This window comes from Acetobacter garciniae (assembly GCF_017377735.1).
Taxonomy (GTDB): domain Bacteria; phylum Pseudomonadota; class Alphaproteobacteria; order Acetobacterales; family Acetobacteraceae; genus Acetobacter; species Acetobacter garciniae.
In genome coordinates this window covers 60,960-77,640 of sequence record NZ_JAFVMH010000005.1, presented here as the reverse complement: position 1 = coordinate 77,640, position 16,681 = coordinate 60,960, and the positions used below count along the sequence as shown (strand labels likewise).

The window sequence follows — 16,681 nt, the reverse complement described above, 5'->3', positions numbered from 1 at the left end:
CCCTCACAGCCCGAGATCGTTGCCACGGTCGAGCCCGGCCTGCCGGGCAATCCGCGTCAGGTCGGCGCGGTCTCGTGCTTCCGGATCCGGTGGTGGTTCCTCGCCAAACAGATCGGGAACTGTGCGTTGCCCGTGCTTGCCCACCTCCGCCGGATCATGCTCGCGCGACCATTTCCGTCCCGTGCCGAGGGATTCATCACTATTGGCATCGTCAGGATGTTCGGGTGCTGCCGATGACGTCGTCTGCTCCGGTGGCGAGGTGGCAGGAGACGGACGACCACTCCAGTCATCAGGCCGGACCGGCCGTGGCAGTTGCGCCGGATCGGGCGACGGCAGGATGCGCTCGACGAAACGGCGATCCCGGAAATACCGCGCCTTCCGCGCACGGATCGGCGGACATCCCGCCACCATGACCACTTCCTCCCGTGCCGGAAGCTGCATCACCTCACCCACCGTCATCAGGGGCCGCGCGCTTTCCTGCCGTGAAACCATGAGATGTCCGAGCCAGGGCGACAGCCGATGCCCGGCATAGTTCTTCTGCGACCGGATCTCGGTGGCCACACCCAGACCGTCGGACACGCGCTTCGCGGTGCGCTCATCGTTGGTGGCGAAACTGACCCGGACATGACAATTGTCCAGAATGCTGTTGTTCTGACCGTACGCCTTATCGATCTGGTTGAGGGATTGCGCGATCAGGAATGCCTTAATCCCGTAGCCCGCCATAAAGGCCAGCGCGCTCTCGAAGAAATCCAGACGTCCAAGGGCGGGAAACTCGTCGAGCATCAGCAGCAGGCGACGCCGCCCCTCCCGACCGGACAGATCCTCCGTCAACCGCCGCCCAATCTGGTTGAGGATCAGGCGGATCAGTGGCTTGGTGCGGCTGATATCCGAGGGCGGGATGACGAAATACAGGGAGACAGGCTGGTCGCCCTCCAGCAGATCGCCGATCCGCCATTCGCAACGACTGGTCACGGTGGCCACCACCGGATCGCGGTAGAGGCCGAGAAACGACATGGCGGTCGAGAGCACGCCGGAGCGCTCATTGTCCGACTTGTTCAGCAATTCCCGCGCCGCCGACGCCACGACGGGGTGTGGCCCCGCCTCCCCAAGATGCGATGTCCGCATCATGGCGGACAGGGTCGCCTCGATCGACCGCTTCGGGTCGGAGAGGAATTTCGCCACCCCGGCGAGCGTCTTGTCGTCCTCGGCATAGAGCACATGCAGGATCGCGCCGACCAGCAGGGCGTGGGAGGTCTTTTCCCAATGGTTGCGCCGCTCCAGCGAGCCTTCGGGATCGACCAGGATGTCGGCGATGTTCTGCACGTCGCGAACCTCCGACGCCCCGCGCCGGACCTCCAGCAGCGGGTTGTAGACCGAGGACACCGGATTGGTGGGGTCGAACAGCAGCACCCGCCCGAAGGTTGCACGGAAACCGGCGGTAATCTGCCAGTTCTCGCCCTTGATGTCATGGATGATGGCCGAACCCGGCCAGGTCAGGAGCGTGGGGATCACCATGCCCACACCCTTGCCGGTGCGCGTCGGCGCGAAAGTCAGGACGTGCTCGGGACCATCGTGTCGGAGATAGGCCCGGCGGTATTTCCCCAGCACCACGCCGTCCTCGCCCAGCAACCCGGCCGCGCGGATTTCCTCGTCCTCGGCCCAGCGGGCGGAGCCATAGGTCGCGGCGCGCTTCGCCTCGCGGGCGCGGTGGACGGACAGCGCCACCGCCGCCGCAAAAGCCAGCACCCCGCCCGAGCCCGCGATCCAAGCGCCGCGCGCGAAGACCGCCGGCGCGTAGGCGTCGAACTCGTACCACCACCAGAAAAAAAGCGGCGGAGCGTAGACCGGCCAACGATGCAGAACCGTGAACCACGGTTGACCGAGTTCCGGTTGGAACGCCAGTTCCCAGGCCGTCCATTGAGTGGCCGTCCACCAGGACAGCACGATCATGGACAGGACCACGAGCGCCTGTCCCCACTGGATACGTGTTCCCGGCTGGTCCATCGATCCCTCCCCTTGTCATGGGAGACAGCGAAGAACCGGGATTTTCCGGGAAGCAAGCGCGAACTGGAGGCCGTCGTACAGGAGCGGGCAGGAGCGAAGAAATACTTGCACGTTGCGGACTACAGCCAAACCCGCACATCATGCGCAGAATAACCCCGGAAGGAGTCGAGCCATGACCGGATCATCGCCCCTCTTCCCCCCGTCTGACGATACCGTCGATCAGCAATGCACGGAGGAACAGCGGAAGCTCGACCATGTGATTGATGCGGTGAACGCATTGCACACAGGGCACGGCTTCCTGAGCGATGAATTTCCAACGCTTTGAACTGCCCGCCATAGTCACTCTGGCCAAGGCGCTTGACGGGCAATATAAAGAAAAAGGCCCGCCTTTCGGCGGGCCTTAATATATCCTTGGACGATGAGGGGGGGCATAAGCCCGCGTTCTCAAAGCCGCTGCGTTCTTATATCGTGGCTCTGATGCCACCGTCAATATCGTGCCTACAGGAACTCCTCATTGCCTTTCTCCCCGGCCGAGATACAGGATCTGCCCGTCGTCATTTCCGCACCACGCTTTGCAACATACCTGCAAGCCATGGGCAACGACCGGGAAAAGGCTCTCGCGCTTTATGAGTGGAATCTCGACGTTTCATCGGCGCTGATCATCCCGCTTCAGGTCTGCGAGGTTGCTGTCCGCAATGGCATCGCTGAAGCGATTGAGCACGTCCATGGTGCCAACTGGCCATGGAACAATGGTTTCATCCGAAGCCTGCCTCGCCCGAAGGGGCGGGCACGATATAACCCGGCGATCGATCTTCAAGCTCGCGCCGCGATACTGCCTACCACCGGCAAAATTATAGCCGAATTAAAGTTTGCATTCTGGGAGAACATTTTCACTGCTGGTCAGGACAGTCGCATCTGGAACACACATTTGCGTAACTGTTTCCCCGGAGCCCCATCAGGACAAACGATACCGCAATTGCGGGCAGCGGCCTATGCGGACCTCCAGATCATTCGACGTCTGAGGAACCGGATCGCGCATCACGAACCAATCTTCACTCGCAATATCGCCGATGATTATCAACGGATCCATGACATGATCGCATGGCGCAGTCAGGTGGCCGCCGCCTGGATGGACCGAAAGCAGACCGTTCTCACCCTGCTCGCGATGAAGCCATGACCAACAAGTTCTCTCCGTTTGTCATCAAAGCCTTGGTCGACACAATCACGGGTGGTGCTGGAAACGATAATACACCCCCAATCGGGGTCTATCGCTCAGGCCCCCAAATCGAGCAGTTCTTTCTCAACTGTGGCCTCGACATGCGTATTGGCGCGAGTTCGCGCGTTCCGGCCACAACTGACTTCCTCCGCAGGGTCGCCAACCACCCTGATGGTAACGCTGAGGTCTATCTCACCCGGATTATCGAACAGGTCTGTGACCCCCGCACCTATCTGGAGCATCCTGACAGAGCGACCGCTGTACGCGAGCATCTCAACAAGGCTCTTGGAGCTGACCAGTTGGCCGTCGTTATCGTCGGCGGGAAGGCTGTTCTGACAGAGCGTCAGGGAGCCGGCGGAATTGTCGAACCATTTATCAAGAAAGTGGCCACGCTGGATTTCGACACGGTCCAGATGGAAATCGCACGGGCTCTCCCCAATCTGGAAAGCGATCCGGAAGATGCGGTTACAGCGGCCTGTTCCCTGATTGAGGCGGTGTGCCGTTCGATCCTCGTGGAACTTGCCCTGCCACTGCCGCCCAAAAAGGATATTGATGGGCTGATCCGCGCTGTGCAGATACCCCTTGGCCTATCTCCTGGGCGTACCGATCTCCCGTCGGAAATAGAAGCGGACATCCGTCAGACGCTCAGTGGTCTCACCTCCGTTGCCAAAGGCATTGGCGCATTACGAACGCACGGTGGAGATGCGCATGGTCGCGAAAAAGGTTTCCGGCGCATTGACGCGCGGATTGCTCGGCTTGCCATCAATGCGGCGAGTTCGTTGGCACTGTTCCTGATCGAAACCTGGGAACGCCAGGAACATCGTGCCCTGCCCCAACATGCTGAGCAAATCTGAAGATCAGTCATCCGATTTGCCCATCACAATCCGAGTCCTCGCTTGCGCGCGAACGACCAGTCAATCCCCCCATCGCCACGCATGATGCCCGCCACCTCCCGCCCGCGCTGTTTTTCCAGCGACGGCGACCATGGCACCAGTTCGAAGCCCAGCCCGTCGTCGATCATGGCGAACCGGCCCGACGCCAGATTGAAACGCTGGCGGTAGGTGCCCGTGACGGGATCGCCTTCCCCGCTCCGCCGGAACGGCATCCCCGATTTCCTGGCGAGGCTCCGGCCCAGCGTCTCCAGTTCCCGCTGGCGCAGCGTAGCGATCAGGTTCCTGGCATAATGGACGCTTCCGCCGTCGCGACTGGCCAGCCCCTGCTCCATCAGATGATCCGTGCGCTTTTCCATCGCCTCTCTGACATCGGCGCCGAACCCGGTGGACGCCAGGGCAAGAGGCTCCCGCGCGGTCGCCTGCCGATCGAGCCAGGTGGCACCATCCGCCATCACCTGCCGTTCCAGCGTGACGTCCGAGCGCACGGCCAGAGCGACACAGTCACGTCCCCGTTTGTCGGTGAAATGTCGCAGTTCCACGATGGAACCGACTGCCCCATCACCTGCGGCTTCGATGTTCGGCAGGCGGACATGATGCGTGCGTCCGTCAATTCCGTCGATGACCGCATAAGCTGTGCCGCGCAGCTCATCGTCGAGGCCACGATCGACCAGCCGGCCGATGACAGGATCGGTGGTATCCTCGGCGGCCATTACCCAGGATGACGCGGCACGATCGATCTTCTGCTCCGCCAGCCCCCGGTGGATCCGTTTGATGATGTCGTTGCGCTCGCTGATCTCCCGCAGGGTTGCCTCCGCACTTTCGTCCATCCGCCAGCGATCCGGTCCGACCCGATGCGCCAGCCCCATCGTTTCCAGGCGGCGCAGGCGACCCAGTTTCACCGTCGCGAAGGCGTCCAGTGTTTCGCCCGGCGCGCGCCCGAGAGCGATGACGCCATCCTGCCCCGCGTCCTTCTGAAGCTGACGGTCCAATTGAGTCCAGCGGTCGGCGTTCACCTGCCGCTCGACCGCCTGGTGGATATCATGATCCGTGCGCGGTCCGAGTTCCAGCGTCACCAGATCCTGGGCCCGGGCACGCATGCCTTCACGGATATAATCACGCGCGATCACCAGGTCGGAACCATCCTCTGCCACACCCCGGACGATGACATGCAGATGGGGGTGCGCCGTGTTCCAGTGATCGACAGCGGCCCAGTCCAGTTTCGTGTCAAGATCGGTTTCCATCTGCCCCATCAGATCCCGTGCAAAAGCCCGCAGGTCCGACATCTCCGGCGCATCCTCTGGCGAGACGATGAAGCGGAAATGATGACGATCGCCGTCGCAGCGTTCGGCGAAGTCCGAGGCGCGGATATCGTCGCTGTCCTTGCCGAACAGGCGCGCGTCCTCCCCGTCTCGCGTCACGCCCTCCCGACGGAGATACCGCAGGTGTGCTGCCAGCGGCGTCGCGCGCGGTGCGTGCCGTACGACACGGGCCTTGATCACGACGCCCCGCGAACGGCTGGACAGCAGGCGATTGGCGGCATGAGCGGCGGCCCGGCCCCGCCCGAAACTGGAGCGACGCCCGGCACTGATTTTCCCCGCGCGGGACACCCGGCCACCGGCCCGCTGCACGGACGCCAGCACCTGCGTCACGAAAGGCCGCGCCTGCCGGGCGCGGGTGGAGCGGATGCGCCCCGGCCGAACCCGGAATTCTTCGTCTCCGTTCATGAAAAATGTCCTGCACCGCGCGAAAGATCGCGCCGGATCAAAGAGATGATACCTTGCCGCGAGGTGCGGAAAATCCATGCACCTCGCGACAAGACTTCAAAAACCCCGGAAAACAGCCACCCCGACCGAGCCGCGATGTGCGGCCTTTTATCCAGCCCTCCCTTTTCTGTTGGCTTTCCGGGGTTCTCACGCCTCACTGGGCCTGATCCGATCCTCGCAGCGGGACCATGCCGGACCTCTCCCCGGCATGCCCTGCGAAGAGGTTGTCGGGAGCAGCGACATGACGTGCAGTGAGTGCTCGAAACGCATCGGGATAGCCAGAGACGAAGAGCGCGGCCGTCACCCAGGAGCGAGCCGGAAAGGACAAAACAGAAACGGGAAAATGGAGATCAGATGATCGGTTTTTCATCAGCTGTGTGACGAATTCCACGTAGGAAATCGTCTCACCTGGCAGTGGCCGACCGGTCGCCAGATACTCGTCATAACGACCGGGACCGGCGTTGTAGGCGGCAAGGAATCCCGCATCGCCATAGCGGTCGTGCAGCCATCGCAGATAGGCTGCTCCGGCCACGATATTGTCGTGCGGATCGAAGGGATCGGCGCCCAGATTGAGCGTGCGTCGGACCTCCTTCCAGGTGCCCGGCATGAGCTGCATCAGACCCATTGCACCAGCACCGGAAACCGCATGCGGATCGCCGGCACTTTCGGCATGGAGGACGGCCCTCACCCATGCTGACGGGATCGCGTTTCGTTCCGCCGCCTGACGCACGAGGTCATCGAAGTCATGCGCCGAGACGATGGCCGGCGAGAGTGTCAGCGAGAGCATGGCCAGCATGCCGGCGGACACGAAAAACCGGCGCCTCATTCCCGACCTCCCGGGCGTTTTGCGGGGCGGTGCCACACCAGTTGCCACTCACGTCCCCCGCGCCCGGCCTGAAACAGTGTTGCCCGGATCGGCTGCGTGAAACTGGGATCATCGAGCACGACGGACACATACTCGCCGGCACGCTCCCCGGTGCGTTTCCATCCCGCGCCCAGTTCTGGCCCGGACTCTCCATCACCAAAGTGGATGCGATAATCCGGCGCATGCTCCGTGCCATTGTTTTCCGCTGGCACGAAGGTCAGTTCGGCGTCCAGAGACAGGGTGCGCACACGCCCGGCAAAACCATCAGCGGTGCGGGTGAAAAATCCGATCTGACTCATGAGAAAAATCCTTTCGGAAATGATAGGGATGATGGAAAATCCGTGTGCTTTACGATCGTCATTCGATCGGCGGTTCGCTCTGTTTCATGGGCATCATGGGCGGTCCCAGAAGCGGCCGCTCCCGCACCGGATCGCGCAGATCCGGGAGGAGATCGAAATGCGGGGGCGGTTGCTCCGCCTCACCCGTGCGGACATGAACCGGCACGGCACGCCCGATGACGGTATCCATCGACTGGACACCGAAATACCGCCCGTCCAGACTGGTTGGCACAGCGGCGTTCATGACGAAAACCTGCCCCGGTTCGAGACGTTGGCAGCCCTGCCAGACCGGCAGCTTGCGGCCCCGATGATCGACGAGTTTCGCGTCACCGGCCGCCTTACCATCGATGGTGACGTGGATGCCGATGCGGCAGACACTTTGCCCCGCCAGTGCTGCCACAGGCTTGAGCAGCGGCACACAGAACGGCAGGTAGCCGCGTGTCGCCAGCAGCGTCGCCTCGCGCTCGGGCAGGCGGAGCGCGACGATGTCGCCGACGCGGACCGGAACCGTGGGCTGGAGGCGATACAGCCCGACCGGCACGCTCGCCGTCTCGTTCCAGACCCAGCGCGGCGCGGGATGAAACGCCAGCGAGGCGCCCACGCCGAGCACGGCGAAATACGTGGTGAAGAACCATGCGCGCCGGGTCATGACGCGGCCCTCCGGCGTAACCATCCTTCGTGCCGTTCACGCGTATAGGGACGTGGCTCCTGCGCTGCCGTGAGCCGGTGATGCAGGTGTCGCCAGTGATCGGGACAGGCGGCGGCGGGATCAATTCCCAGCGCCTCCACGCCGTCGATGGCCTCCAGCACGCGCCTTACCTTCGGCCAGCCGCTCTGCCGCAGCAGGCTCTCGCCGCCGGGGCGCACAAAGGGCACCGTCTGGCAGGTTTCCTGAGCCCCAACAGCGCGCACGATGTCGATGCAGGACACGACCGTACCAAAATCGTTCGCGGCCCAACGGATGAAGGCGAACACGCTGTCTGGCGAGAAGCTCATCAGCCTATGCCGACGGTCGAGAATGCGATCCTCGACAGGGTGACCGAAGCGGACCCAATGTTCGATGCGCTTCTCGATCCAGGTCAGTTCGACCGTGGTCAGCACAGCGTCGTCCGACCGGAAAGAGCGGGCGGTCATGGGACACCGACCAGACGATCCGCGACCGCTTCCCAAGCCTTTTCTCCATGCCCCGACTGGGCTGTCGGAAGGGGAGCGAAAAGACCGAAATCCCCTACATAATAAGTTATTATATTAGTTATATAAGTTACGGGTCTGATTCCGCTTTTGAAAACAACACGTTGCGCCGATTTTCGCCAATGATCCCACGATAAATCCGCCGCCGCTCCCACGATATGATGCGCCGTTGATCCAACGACATGTTTCACATCGTTATCCATACCATCGGTGGATTGACTCGTTGGAACAGCGCATAAAATCCCCAGTTTTCCGCCAGAAATGACGCGAAACGCATAACCGGGGATGATCTGGCTGACGACAATGGCGCGGATTTTCGCGATGAAATCGCGACGCCGGGTCAGACTGCCTGAGCGTGCGTGCAACTCCGCCAGATCGAAGCGCCATCCATCTTTCTGCCGCCCGGCATGCCGACGCGCCAGGCGGTAAAGCCACCGCTCCAGACCGCCACGAAGGCAGAAATAAGCAGGATCAACGCTCAGCACGCGTGAGCGATCGCAGGCGGCTTCCATCAGCCAGTCCGGCAGCGTCAGGGCCACGCCCTCATCATGGGATATCCGGACATCACTGATCCAGGTGAACGGTCTTTCCCTCCAGTCAGTGCCCTGGCGGATGTTCGTTATGACTGTTGTCGCCGACAGACGCGCGAGCGCGCCATGGAGGCGATCATACTCATGCGCGCCCGTCGCCCAGCCCAGATCCTGAAACAGACGCCAGGGCGTGAAGCGCACATGGCGTGACACCCACAATCCATGGTTCAGCGCATCGACGATCTGCCCGGTCAGCCAGATCAGAACATCGACGTCCCAGACGGTCGCCATACCACCGGCATTTTCAGCCCGAACCATGACTGCGATATGTCGTGCCTGGTAATCGATCGGGGTAAGGCGCGGCGTTTTTCCCAATGCGAAAAACGGACGCCCCATCAGATCACGAATGTCGCGGGGCCGTGCCGACCCCGTGACCATGAAGCGGCGGTCGGGCTGACGCCAGCTATCGGCGGCCGGCATCATCGTCCGGCACTCCGCTGCGCCTTGCGGGCCTTCGCCTGCAGGCGGATGATATAGGCGCGGGGATCGGACGGCATCGGGATGCCGCCACCATCCCCGGTGGACAGCCGGACGTTCAGGTCGGCCCAGGCGCAGAGGTCTTCCACGGCATAGACGATCCGGCCACCAAGCTGGCGGTAGAGCGGGCCGGTACCGCAACTCCGGTGTTTTTCGAGGGTGCGGATGGACAGGCCAACGAAATTGGCCGCGTCCGGAGTGCGCAGATAGCGCGGTGGCAGTGTCGGCTGGACACGCATGGGGTCTTTCTCCCGGTGTATCGGGCCGCTGGCGGGATGTCGCGGCTCATGGGAGGACGCTGCCGGAGAATGAGCTGTGGGGAGGGATGACAAAGTTCAGGCCGCCAAAATGTCACCCCCCTGCTTCCGCCCCTGAAGGAGAGCGATATGGCCGCCGTTCAGATAGAAACCGGCACTGTCGAGATCGCGGTAGAAGGCGCGGTGCCATGAGCTGGCACGCCATTCATTACGGGACAGGCGCAGGATATGCTCACCGTAGATGCCGGCCGCGATCCGTCGGACCGCCACCCCCATGCGCCGGCCTTCGGCAATGCAGAGCATGCGAATCTGCCGCAGTTTCTGCTGGGGACTCAGGCGCAGCGTAGAGGGAATAGGACCGGGCGTCTGACCGGCAAGCAGGCGGCCGAAGCGCACAACGCAAGCCAGACGGGTCGTGAGGTGCCTGTCATCGATGATGAACCAGGTTCCTGGTGCGTCGGGCTGTCGATCGACGACAATGACGATGCGCAGCGGGCCTGCCGCACTGTCCAGCACGAGATGGATGCCATCGGGACCGTCATGTCGTGCCCGCGCGTATGGCGCGAGGCGGGACAGGATGTCACCCCCATCACCACGCACGGCCACCTCCGGCGCGATGTCCGGATCCCAGAACGCGGGGGCGAGCCAGGCAGGGAGATCAGGGTCGACAGGGAAAACGCAACCCCCAGCGACGGGCAAAAGCGCGCCATGCCTCGGCGTCAACCTTGCCCATCCGAATTATTGCTGCATGATCGTGTCGATAGGCCGGATTATGCCGCAGCCATTCCTGGGCGAGACCGGCAGGGTCGAGCCCGGCGAAGGCGCGACGAAAGGGTACAGCATCCCACGGCCGATTTGTCGGCACACCCCCCTCCCCGATATGTCATGGATTCGACCCAGTATCCGGTGCAGAACCGGAACGGGTAGTCCCCAAGACTCAGGAAGGTGATCCCGAACATATCCTATAAGTTCGGGATTATTTCTATATCGGGGGGATATTGACGCCAGACGGGCCGGAAACGTCTGTTTGCGCGACATCACGTGATGCCCGTGACGCATCACACGGAAAGGCGTTGAGTGTTCCGTGTATTATAATACGTAGCGCGATAATACACAAATCGTTCCTATCCTGCGGATGGACATCCGAGGACTTTTCGGCGCGAACGTGAGGCGCCTGCGACGCGCCGCCGGTCTCAGCCAGGAAGCCCTGGCAGAGCAGATGGGCGTGGACCGCGCCTATATCAGCTGGATCGAGACCGGACGCCAGAACGTGACACTTCTCTCGCTATGGCACGCATCACAGGCGCTGGGCGTGCGACCGGCAGCATTACTGGATGAAAATCATCTTCCGGCTGAGGATCAGAAATAGGGATACTTGACTCTGCCCTATCCGCCCTCAATGGGGCGGTGTCGGCGTGTCTGCTTCGACGTTACCCTGCCGGGCAAGCACCTCTTTGAGTTCGCGCTCGATCTGCTGCCGCTCGCGGCGGCTCAGGTGAAAGCTGGTCAGTTCGGCGCGCAGCATCTGGATGTGGTCGTGTAGTGTGGTCATCGTCCTGTTCCTTTACGTTTCTTGAAGACAGGACGGACGGCTCATGCCGGGGTGGACCGGGTCAGGGATCGCCGCAGGCGACCGGCTCGCCGGCGCGTGGGGGAGCCGATTTTGTTCGGCGTGCCCGAAGGGGGCGTCGGGCAAAATTGGGGGGACCACGCGTCCTTGACGCGGTTCGCCCTCGCGCATGGTACAATGGGAAGGCTGAGGGAAAGCCCCCTATTCCTCCTGCGTCTCACGTCGGGCGACCAGCGCTGCCGCCCGCGCCCCCGAAGAGCCCGTGGGAAAAGAAGCCCCGGAAGGCCCCGCCCGGGGAGACCGGGCGGGGTTGGTGGTGGGGAGCTTACTCCCCGTTCCGGCTGCGGGGCCGGGTCCAGATGAGGGTGTAGCCCTCCCCTTCCTCGTCGGTGAACAGGTTGGCGAAGATCGGGGCGGCGAAGGAGGGATCGTCCAGCTTCAGGCTCAGATAGGTGCGGCCTTCGCTGGAGCGGCGGGTCCATGCGGCGCCGAGTTCAACCCGTCCGAGGTAGACGCGGTAGTTGGGGGCGTTGTCGTTGGCCCGGTTGGTTTCCGCCACCAGACGGACGTTGCGGGCCTGCAGGGCCAGGGTGACGATTTCGCCTTCGAAGCCTTCGCCCGCCTTCTTGAAGGAACCGATGTTAGCCATTGTCGTATCTCCATGCTGTTATCGGGCCGCGACCACCGTGGCCTCGATGGCGATCGACCAGCCGGAGGCGAGCGGCAGAGCACCCTTCAGGGCCGCAGCGCAGCGGAGGACGGCAGGGCCGGAACTTTCTTGTCCCGCGAGGAATGACGGCGCAGCCGTCAGGGGAAGAAAGTTCCGGAACGCCGTTGCGGCCAGCCGATCGAGGCGTAGCCGGTCTTCGGCTAGATCAGCCATCCGACCGAGGCCATGGTGTGCGGACCCGCCAGCCCAATGGAGAGACGATGCCGACATGACCGGTCCGACAGGTGGGGACCGTGCGACACAGGAGGATATCGTGCTCGCCCGGTGCGACCGTCTTCCATGCTGGTGGCGCGGATCGCGGCCAGACACCCGCCCCCGACTGCCGCGTCCCTGCTGCGAACGGTTCGGGCCGCATCCTCTGGACCCGTCGTTCCAACGAAGGCTGGCCAGCCAGTTGCCCGCTGGACGTTCCCGGCCTCGCCATGGCTGTTTCGACCTGTTCACCGGCGAGGAAGAGGACCACCGCTCCCTCATCCATCGTCCCTGCAGCCGGAATGGGGAAAAGGGTCACACTCCGCACCCGATCTCTCCGGGCGGGGCCTTCCGGGGCGCGGTCAATCCCGTTTGCTTCAACCGGCAGCGCGGGCAACGGGGAGCCCGACGGGAAGTTCTGATCGATCGGAGCCATGCGAAAAATCGGGAGTAGCGATCATCATTGCCGGGATGTGGTTAAAGGAGACAATGGCGCTTACGCGCCACTGTCCTTGCGGAACCTCCAGACCGGGATACCCATCTGTTTGGCCTTGTCGGCCAGATTGTCCTGAATGCCCGATCCCGGAAACACCATGACCCCTACGGGCAAGACTTTCAGCAGGGCGTCGTTGCGCCGGAACGGGGCGGCCTTGCCGTGCCGGTTCCAGTCGGGCTTGAAGGCGATCTGCGCGACCTCCCGATGATCGGCCCAGCGGGAGGCGATGAATTCCGCGCCCTTCGGCGAGCCGCCATGCAGCAGCACCATGTCGGGGTGCTTCTCGCGCACCTTGTCGAGGCGGTTCCAGATCAGGTGATGGTCCTCGAAATCGAGACCGCCGGTGACCGCGACCTTTGCCCCGGGAGGCACGAGCAGCTCCGTTTCGGCCTTGCGGCGGGCGTTGAGGAAATCGCGGCTGTCGATCATCGACGCCGTCAGGGTGCTGCGACTGACCAGCGATCCGGAGCGTGGCCGCCAGGGCGACATGGTCAGACGTTCAAACTGGTCGCAGGCCAGATCGCGGAATATCTCGTAGGCGTTGCGTCGCTCCAGCAGGGTCAGTCCCTCGGCGATGAGGCGTTCCAGTTCCACCGAACGGATCTCGCTGCCATCCTGTTCCTGCTGGCTGCGCTTCTGCGCCGCCTCGTTGCGATCGAGATCGCGCTCCACCTGCCCGACCATGCGGTGAAAGACGTTGACCGTGGACCAGAGCAGCGGTTCGAGATCGGGTTCCAGCCTTGTGTCGGTCAGCGTGGCGGACAGGGCATCGAAGATGTCGGCGACCGCGCCCTCAATCTGGCTGGCGTCGGGCAAGGACCTCGGGTCCGGCTCGTCCTCGAAAGGACGGTGACCGTAAAGCTGGAGTTCGGCCAGCACATGAGCGGTGGAAGAGGTGGCGTGTGCGGGTTCGAAATCGTCCTGTGTGCGGGTCATGGGCCTGTCCTCCGGTTCTGGCCGCGCCCCTCGCGGCCTTTCCAGGGGCGGGAAGCGGCAGACGAAGGCCGGGCCGGAACCGCGCAGAGCGCGGCCGGAACGCAGTGGAGGATGGCAGGGAGCCGGCTATTTTGCTTCGCGATGCAAAGCGCGGACGCAGTCCCGCGCGGCGGAAAATAGCCGGCTCCGCCATTGCAGGCCCGGCATGGCTGACGCCCGCTCCCCTTCCAGAAAGGCCGCGGGCGCGCCCCATCCGGAAACAGGACAGCCCCACACGGCAGGGAAAGAAGATGACCCACATCCCCTTCCCGGCCCGCCTCAATGCGCGACGGGTTGCAGGAACCGCGCTACGTCCTGCGGGGCAAGCTGGGGATGCAGGATTGCCCGCATCGCCCCACGCCCGAGATAGCGCAGATCATCGTTGAAATCCGCCAGACGTGGTGACAGCACGAGGCACTCGATCCCGGCCTCCTGCGTCCGGGCCATCAGGGCCGCTACCGCATGGTCTCCGGCGGGGTCGTCATCGCGCAGCACGTAAAGGCGGCGCAGCGTGGGCGGAAACATAATGGCGGCGAGATGCGCCGAGGACAGACAGGCGGCCAGTGGCAGATCGGGCATGACTTCGTGGAGCGAGAGCACCGTCTCGATCCCCTCGCCTACCGCCAGCACGTCGGATGTCGTGCCAAAACGCACGGCGTTACCGAGCAGGTCGCCCATCGCCCGCCGCGGTATTTCGACAAGCGCCTTGCCGCGTCCGTCGCGCGCCAGCCAGGTGCGATGCACACCGGTCACGCGGCCTTCGAGATCGGTGACGGCGGCGATCATGGCAGGCCAGGTCTCCGTTGGACTGTCAGCATCGGTGCGGTAGTAGCAATCCGGGTGAAAACGCAGCGAGGACAGGTCCGTCAGGCGGGTAAGATCACGATGGCGCAGCCAGATTTCCGCCAGCGTGCCGGCCATCGGGCCGGACATCGCCCAGAGCCTTCGTGCCGCATCAGCGGTTCCTGATGCCTGCGGGGAAGCGTCATGCCCGAACGCATCGGAACGACCGCGATCAGAGGCCGGTCGTGGCTGTGGTTGCGGCAGGCAGAGAAAGCGTCGGGCCTCGTCGGCGACATCACGAAAATCCAGCAGCCCGAGGCTTTCGCGGATGATGTCGAGCAGATCGCCATGCTGCCCTGTCGCGCCATCCGTCCATTTTCCCGCACGGCCACGTCCGTCCAGACCACCATGCAGGCGGACATAGAGCGACCGTCCCGGCGTGTTGTGGACGTCGCCGACCAGCCAGTAACCGCCGTGCCGCCGCCCGGCGGAGAGGTAATGACGGCACACCGCTTCTGCGTTCTCCGCCAGCCTGCGGGCCAGATCGGCGGCATCCCATGGCGGCATGTCTGTCATTGCACCCTCCCGGCAGGCTTGAAGACGCCATAATTCCCCCGTAACGGCAGGAGCAGCGGGTTTCGGCCCGACAGAGAACGAAGGATAGTCCCATGAAGATTGCCGATCTGGTCGATCATATCGCCACCACCACCGACACGAGCAAGACCGATACCCGCAAGGTACTGGACGCCCTGATCGAGGCGATGACCGAAGCTGCGAAAGCTGGTGATGAAATCACCCTGCCGAACTTCGGCAAGTTCAAGGTCAGGGAAGTCGCCGCCCGCGAAGGCCGCAACCCGGCCACGGGCGCGACCATCCAGATTGCAGCCTCGCGCAAGCTGGCCTTCACGCCCGCCAAGGCGCTCAAGGACAGCCTGAACGACTGACCTGCCGACAGGTGAAAGGCGGCGGACCTCGTCCGCCGCCCCTTCCCCATCGCGCCAGTTTCTGTTGATGACCGGCTTCATCCGACCTTCTCCATCAGCTTGCGCGCCCTTCCCTCCAGATCGAGCCGTGTGTCCTGATTGGTCTTCGTCCGTGCCAGTGCGGTAATGCCCTGCACGAAGTCGAACACGCTCTCGGGCTTGCGCCCTTCCTCGTGCAGCACCGTTTCGATAATTTTCGTGGTTTCCGGTTTCGAGAACCCACGACGACGCAGGAACGTTTCACGATCATCATCGTTCTTCGCCACCAGAGCACGACGTGAGGCCTGAATGCCCGAGATGAACGAGGCCGGACTGGCCGTGACGAAATTCCGCAGAGCTGGCGTCGCCTGATGCACGAAACGCGAAGCGGCAAACTTACTATGCCGGATCGTGATCTGTTCGAAATTTTCCACACCCCACAGCATGCGATTCTGGCACACTCCACGCAGATAGAACGACGCAATGCCGAGGCTCTTGCTGCCGACTTCCGAATTCCAGGCATAGAAACCCCGGAAATAGAGATCGGGGTCGCCATCGGGCAGGCGTCCGGCCTCGATCGGGTGTGTATCGTCTACAAGGAACAGAAACACATCCCTGTCTGACGCATAGAGCGTCGTGGTTTCCTTGGTGATGTCCACGTACGGATTATGGGTCATGGTCGCCCAGTCGATGACACCCGGCACCTTCCAGTTGGTATCGCCCGTACCATCGCCCGCGATCTTGCGCACCGCGCCCACCAGTTCGTGGTCCCAGATGCGGCCGTAATCGGGACCGGTTACGGCGCGCAGCTCGACGCGCCCGTCTTCGGTTTCCAGCGTTTTCACCAGCTCAGCCCGATGCGACAGCAGGCCATGCTGCAGGTTGATCGCCGCGAGTGGCGCTGGAAGATTGCGCAGGTAGGACGAGGGTGCGCCGACAAGGCTGCACATCTGGCCGAACGACCAGTGTGTGGGTGCGATCGGCTCATTCTGCCCCGGCACGGTCAGGGTGAGACGTTCGGCATTGTCGCGGCTGGCCTCGACGCGGATGGCACGGCTTTCCACCGTGCGGGCCGTGGCGCGCTCGGCACGGGCAAGTGTGGCGGCGTGCAAATCGGACAGGGACAGGTAACGCTCGTCATCGGGGCGCGAGAACCACTCCGAAGACACGCGGGCATTGCGGCCGCCACGGGAGGGATCGATCCGGAAGCCACCGGACGCGGCGCCACGGGACGCAGGGGGCAGGATGGTGGTCGTGGTCATGGAAAACTCTCCTCTATGCCGGTTATTCGGCACAGAAGGCGAAGCCGCCCTCTTCCTCTTTCCGGGGTGCCGGACATGAAAAAGCGGCTTCCGGGCACCGGAAGCCGCTGTCTCACA

21 protein-coding genes are annotated in these 16,681 nt (G+C 63.2%); 5 read left to right on the top strand and 16 right to left on the bottom strand.

Annotated features, from left to right (window positions below; genetic code table 11):
- Positions 1-3 precede the first annotated feature (3 nt).
- The gene (locus J2D77_RS10915) at positions 4-2,004 is read right to left on the bottom strand and encodes a conjugal transfer protein TraG (protein WP_207846325.1); all 2,001 of its coding nucleotides are present in this window, start codon (positions 2,002-2,004) and stop codon (positions 4-6) included.
- A 172-nt stretch (positions 2,005-2,176) separates the two neighbouring features.
- Here J2D77_RS10915 and J2D77_RS10910 point away from each other — a divergent pair, with 172 nt between their 5' ends.
- The 3 genes from J2D77_RS10910 (at position 2,177) to J2D77_RS10900 (ending at position 4,074) form a co-directional block, all read left to right on the top strand.
- A complete protein-coding gene (locus J2D77_RS10910; RefSeq protein WP_007396835.1) occupies positions 2,177-2,329 on the top strand; it encodes a hypothetical protein in 153 nt (50 codons plus the stop codon).
- A gap of 189 nt (positions 2,330-2,518) precedes the next feature.
- On the top strand, positions 2,519-3,181 hold the full coding sequence (locus J2D77_RS10905; RefSeq protein ID WP_048851030.1) for a hypothetical protein: 663 nt from the start codon (positions 2,519-2,521) through the stop codon (positions 3,179-3,181).
- Complete coding sequence (locus tag J2D77_RS10900) at positions 3,178-4,074, top strand: abortive infection family protein (RefSeq protein ID WP_110914335.1); 897 nt, start codon at positions 3,178-3,180, stop codon at positions 4,072-4,074. The genes J2D77_RS10905 and J2D77_RS10900 overlap by 4 nt, the downstream gene beginning before the upstream one ends.
- A 23-nt stretch (positions 4,075-4,097) precedes the next feature.
- On the opposite strand, the gene J2D77_RS10895 is transcribed toward J2D77_RS10900, so the two are convergent.
- The 9 genes from J2D77_RS10895 to J2D77_RS17300 form a co-directional block, all read right to left on the bottom strand.
- Positions 4,098-5,837: a relaxase/mobilization nuclease domain-containing protein gene (locus J2D77_RS10895; RefSeq protein ID WP_207846324.1), complete on the bottom strand. Its 1,740-nt coding sequence runs from the start codon at positions 5,835-5,837 to the stop codon at positions 4,098-4,100.
- Positions 5,838-6,030: 193 nt separating this feature from the next.
- Positions 6,031-6,702, bottom strand: coding sequence for a lytic transglycosylase domain-containing protein (locus tag J2D77_RS10890; RefSeq protein WP_207846323.1), 672 nt, complete (start codon positions 6,700-6,702; stop codon positions 6,031-6,033).
- Positions 6,699-7,040 carry a DUF736 domain-containing protein gene (locus J2D77_RS10885; protein WP_207846322.1) on the bottom strand — a complete coding sequence of 114 codons (342 nt, stop codon included), beginning with the start codon at positions 7,038-7,040 and terminating at the stop codon, positions 6,699-6,701. Before J2D77_RS10885 ends, J2D77_RS10890 begins: the two co-directional genes overlap by 4 nt.
- A 58-nt stretch (positions 7,041-7,098) precedes the next feature.
- Positions 7,099-7,728, bottom strand: a complete 630-nt coding sequence (locus J2D77_RS10880; protein WP_207846321.1) for a S26 family signal peptidase — start codon at positions 7,726-7,728, stop codon at positions 7,099-7,101.
- Positions 7,725-8,213: a DUF2840 domain-containing protein gene (locus J2D77_RS10875; protein WP_207846320.1), complete on the bottom strand. Its 489-nt coding sequence runs from the start codon at positions 8,211-8,213 to the stop codon at positions 7,725-7,727. Before J2D77_RS10875 ends, J2D77_RS10880 begins: the two co-directional genes overlap by 4 nt.
- Positions 8,210-9,283 (bottom strand): replication initiator protein A, encoded by a 1,074-nt coding sequence (locus J2D77_RS10870; RefSeq protein ID WP_207846319.1) that lies wholly within the window; start codon positions 9,281-9,283, stop codon positions 8,210-8,212. Before J2D77_RS10870 ends, J2D77_RS10875 begins: the two co-directional genes overlap by 4 nt.
- On the bottom strand, positions 9,280-9,576 hold the full coding sequence (locus tag J2D77_RS10865) for a helix-turn-helix transcriptional regulator (RefSeq protein ID WP_012553482.1): 297 nt from the start codon (positions 9,574-9,576) through the stop codon (positions 9,280-9,282). The genes J2D77_RS10870 and J2D77_RS10865 overlap by 4 nt, the downstream gene beginning before the upstream one ends.
- Before the next feature lie 96 nt (positions 9,577-9,672).
- Positions 9,673-10,194 carry a DNA -binding domain-containing protein gene (locus tag J2D77_RS10860; protein WP_331000102.1) on the bottom strand — a complete coding sequence of 174 codons (522 nt, stop codon included), beginning with the start codon at positions 10,192-10,194 and terminating at the stop codon, positions 9,673-9,675.
- Positions 10,195-10,252: 58 nt separating this feature from the next.
- A complete protein-coding gene (locus tag J2D77_RS17300) occupies positions 10,253-10,459 on the bottom strand; it encodes a transcriptional regulator domain-containing protein (protein ID WP_220556068.1) in 207 nt (68 codons plus the stop codon).
- Positions 10,460-10,729: 270 nt separating this feature from the next.
- Here J2D77_RS17300 and J2D77_RS10855 point away from each other — a divergent pair, with 270 nt between their 5' ends.
- Complete coding sequence (locus J2D77_RS10855) at positions 10,730-10,963, top strand: helix-turn-helix domain-containing protein (protein WP_207846317.1); 234 nt, start codon at positions 10,730-10,732, stop codon at positions 10,961-10,963.
- Between the two features lie 27 nt (positions 10,964-10,990).
- Here the strand turns inward: J2D77_RS10855 and J2D77_RS10850 are convergent, their stop codons facing one another.
- The 5 genes from J2D77_RS10850 to J2D77_RS10830 form a co-directional block, all read right to left on the bottom strand.
- A complete protein-coding gene (locus J2D77_RS10850; RefSeq protein ID WP_207846316.1) occupies positions 10,991-11,146 on the bottom strand; it encodes a hypothetical protein in 156 nt (51 codons plus the stop codon).
- A gap of 343 nt (positions 11,147-11,489) precedes the next feature.
- Positions 11,490-11,813 (bottom strand): DUF736 domain-containing protein, encoded by a 324-nt coding sequence (locus J2D77_RS10845; RefSeq protein ID WP_207846315.1) that lies wholly within the window; start codon positions 11,811-11,813, stop codon positions 11,490-11,492.
- An 18-nt stretch (positions 11,814-11,831) separates the two neighbouring features.
- Entirely contained in the window at positions 11,832-12,047 is a 216-nt protein-coding gene (locus J2D77_RS10840; RefSeq protein WP_207846314.1) for a hypothetical protein, read from the bottom strand.
- A 535-nt stretch (positions 12,048-12,582) separates the two neighbouring features.
- Entirely contained in the window at positions 12,583-13,518 is a 936-nt protein-coding gene (locus tag J2D77_RS10835; RefSeq protein ID WP_207846313.1) for a DUF2493 domain-containing protein, read from the bottom strand.
- 318 nt (positions 13,519-13,836) lie between these two features.
- Complete coding sequence (locus J2D77_RS10830) at positions 13,837-14,916, bottom strand: DUF7146 domain-containing protein (RefSeq protein WP_207846312.1); 1,080 nt, start codon at positions 14,914-14,916, stop codon at positions 13,837-13,839.
- Positions 14,917-15,008: 92 nt separating this feature from the next.
- Between J2D77_RS10830 and J2D77_RS10825 the strand changes: the two genes are divergently transcribed.
- Positions 15,009-15,284, top strand: a complete 276-nt coding sequence (locus J2D77_RS10825) for an HU family DNA-binding protein (protein ID WP_062274564.1) — start codon at positions 15,009-15,011, stop codon at positions 15,282-15,284.
- A gap of 77 nt (positions 15,285-15,361) precedes the next feature.
- Here the strand turns inward: J2D77_RS10825 and J2D77_RS10820 are convergent, their stop codons facing one another.
- Positions 15,362-16,564, bottom strand: a complete 1,203-nt coding sequence (locus J2D77_RS10820; RefSeq protein WP_207846311.1) for a DUF932 domain-containing protein — start codon at positions 16,562-16,564, stop codon at positions 15,362-15,364.
- Between the last annotated feature and the right edge of the window lie 117 nt (positions 16,565-16,681).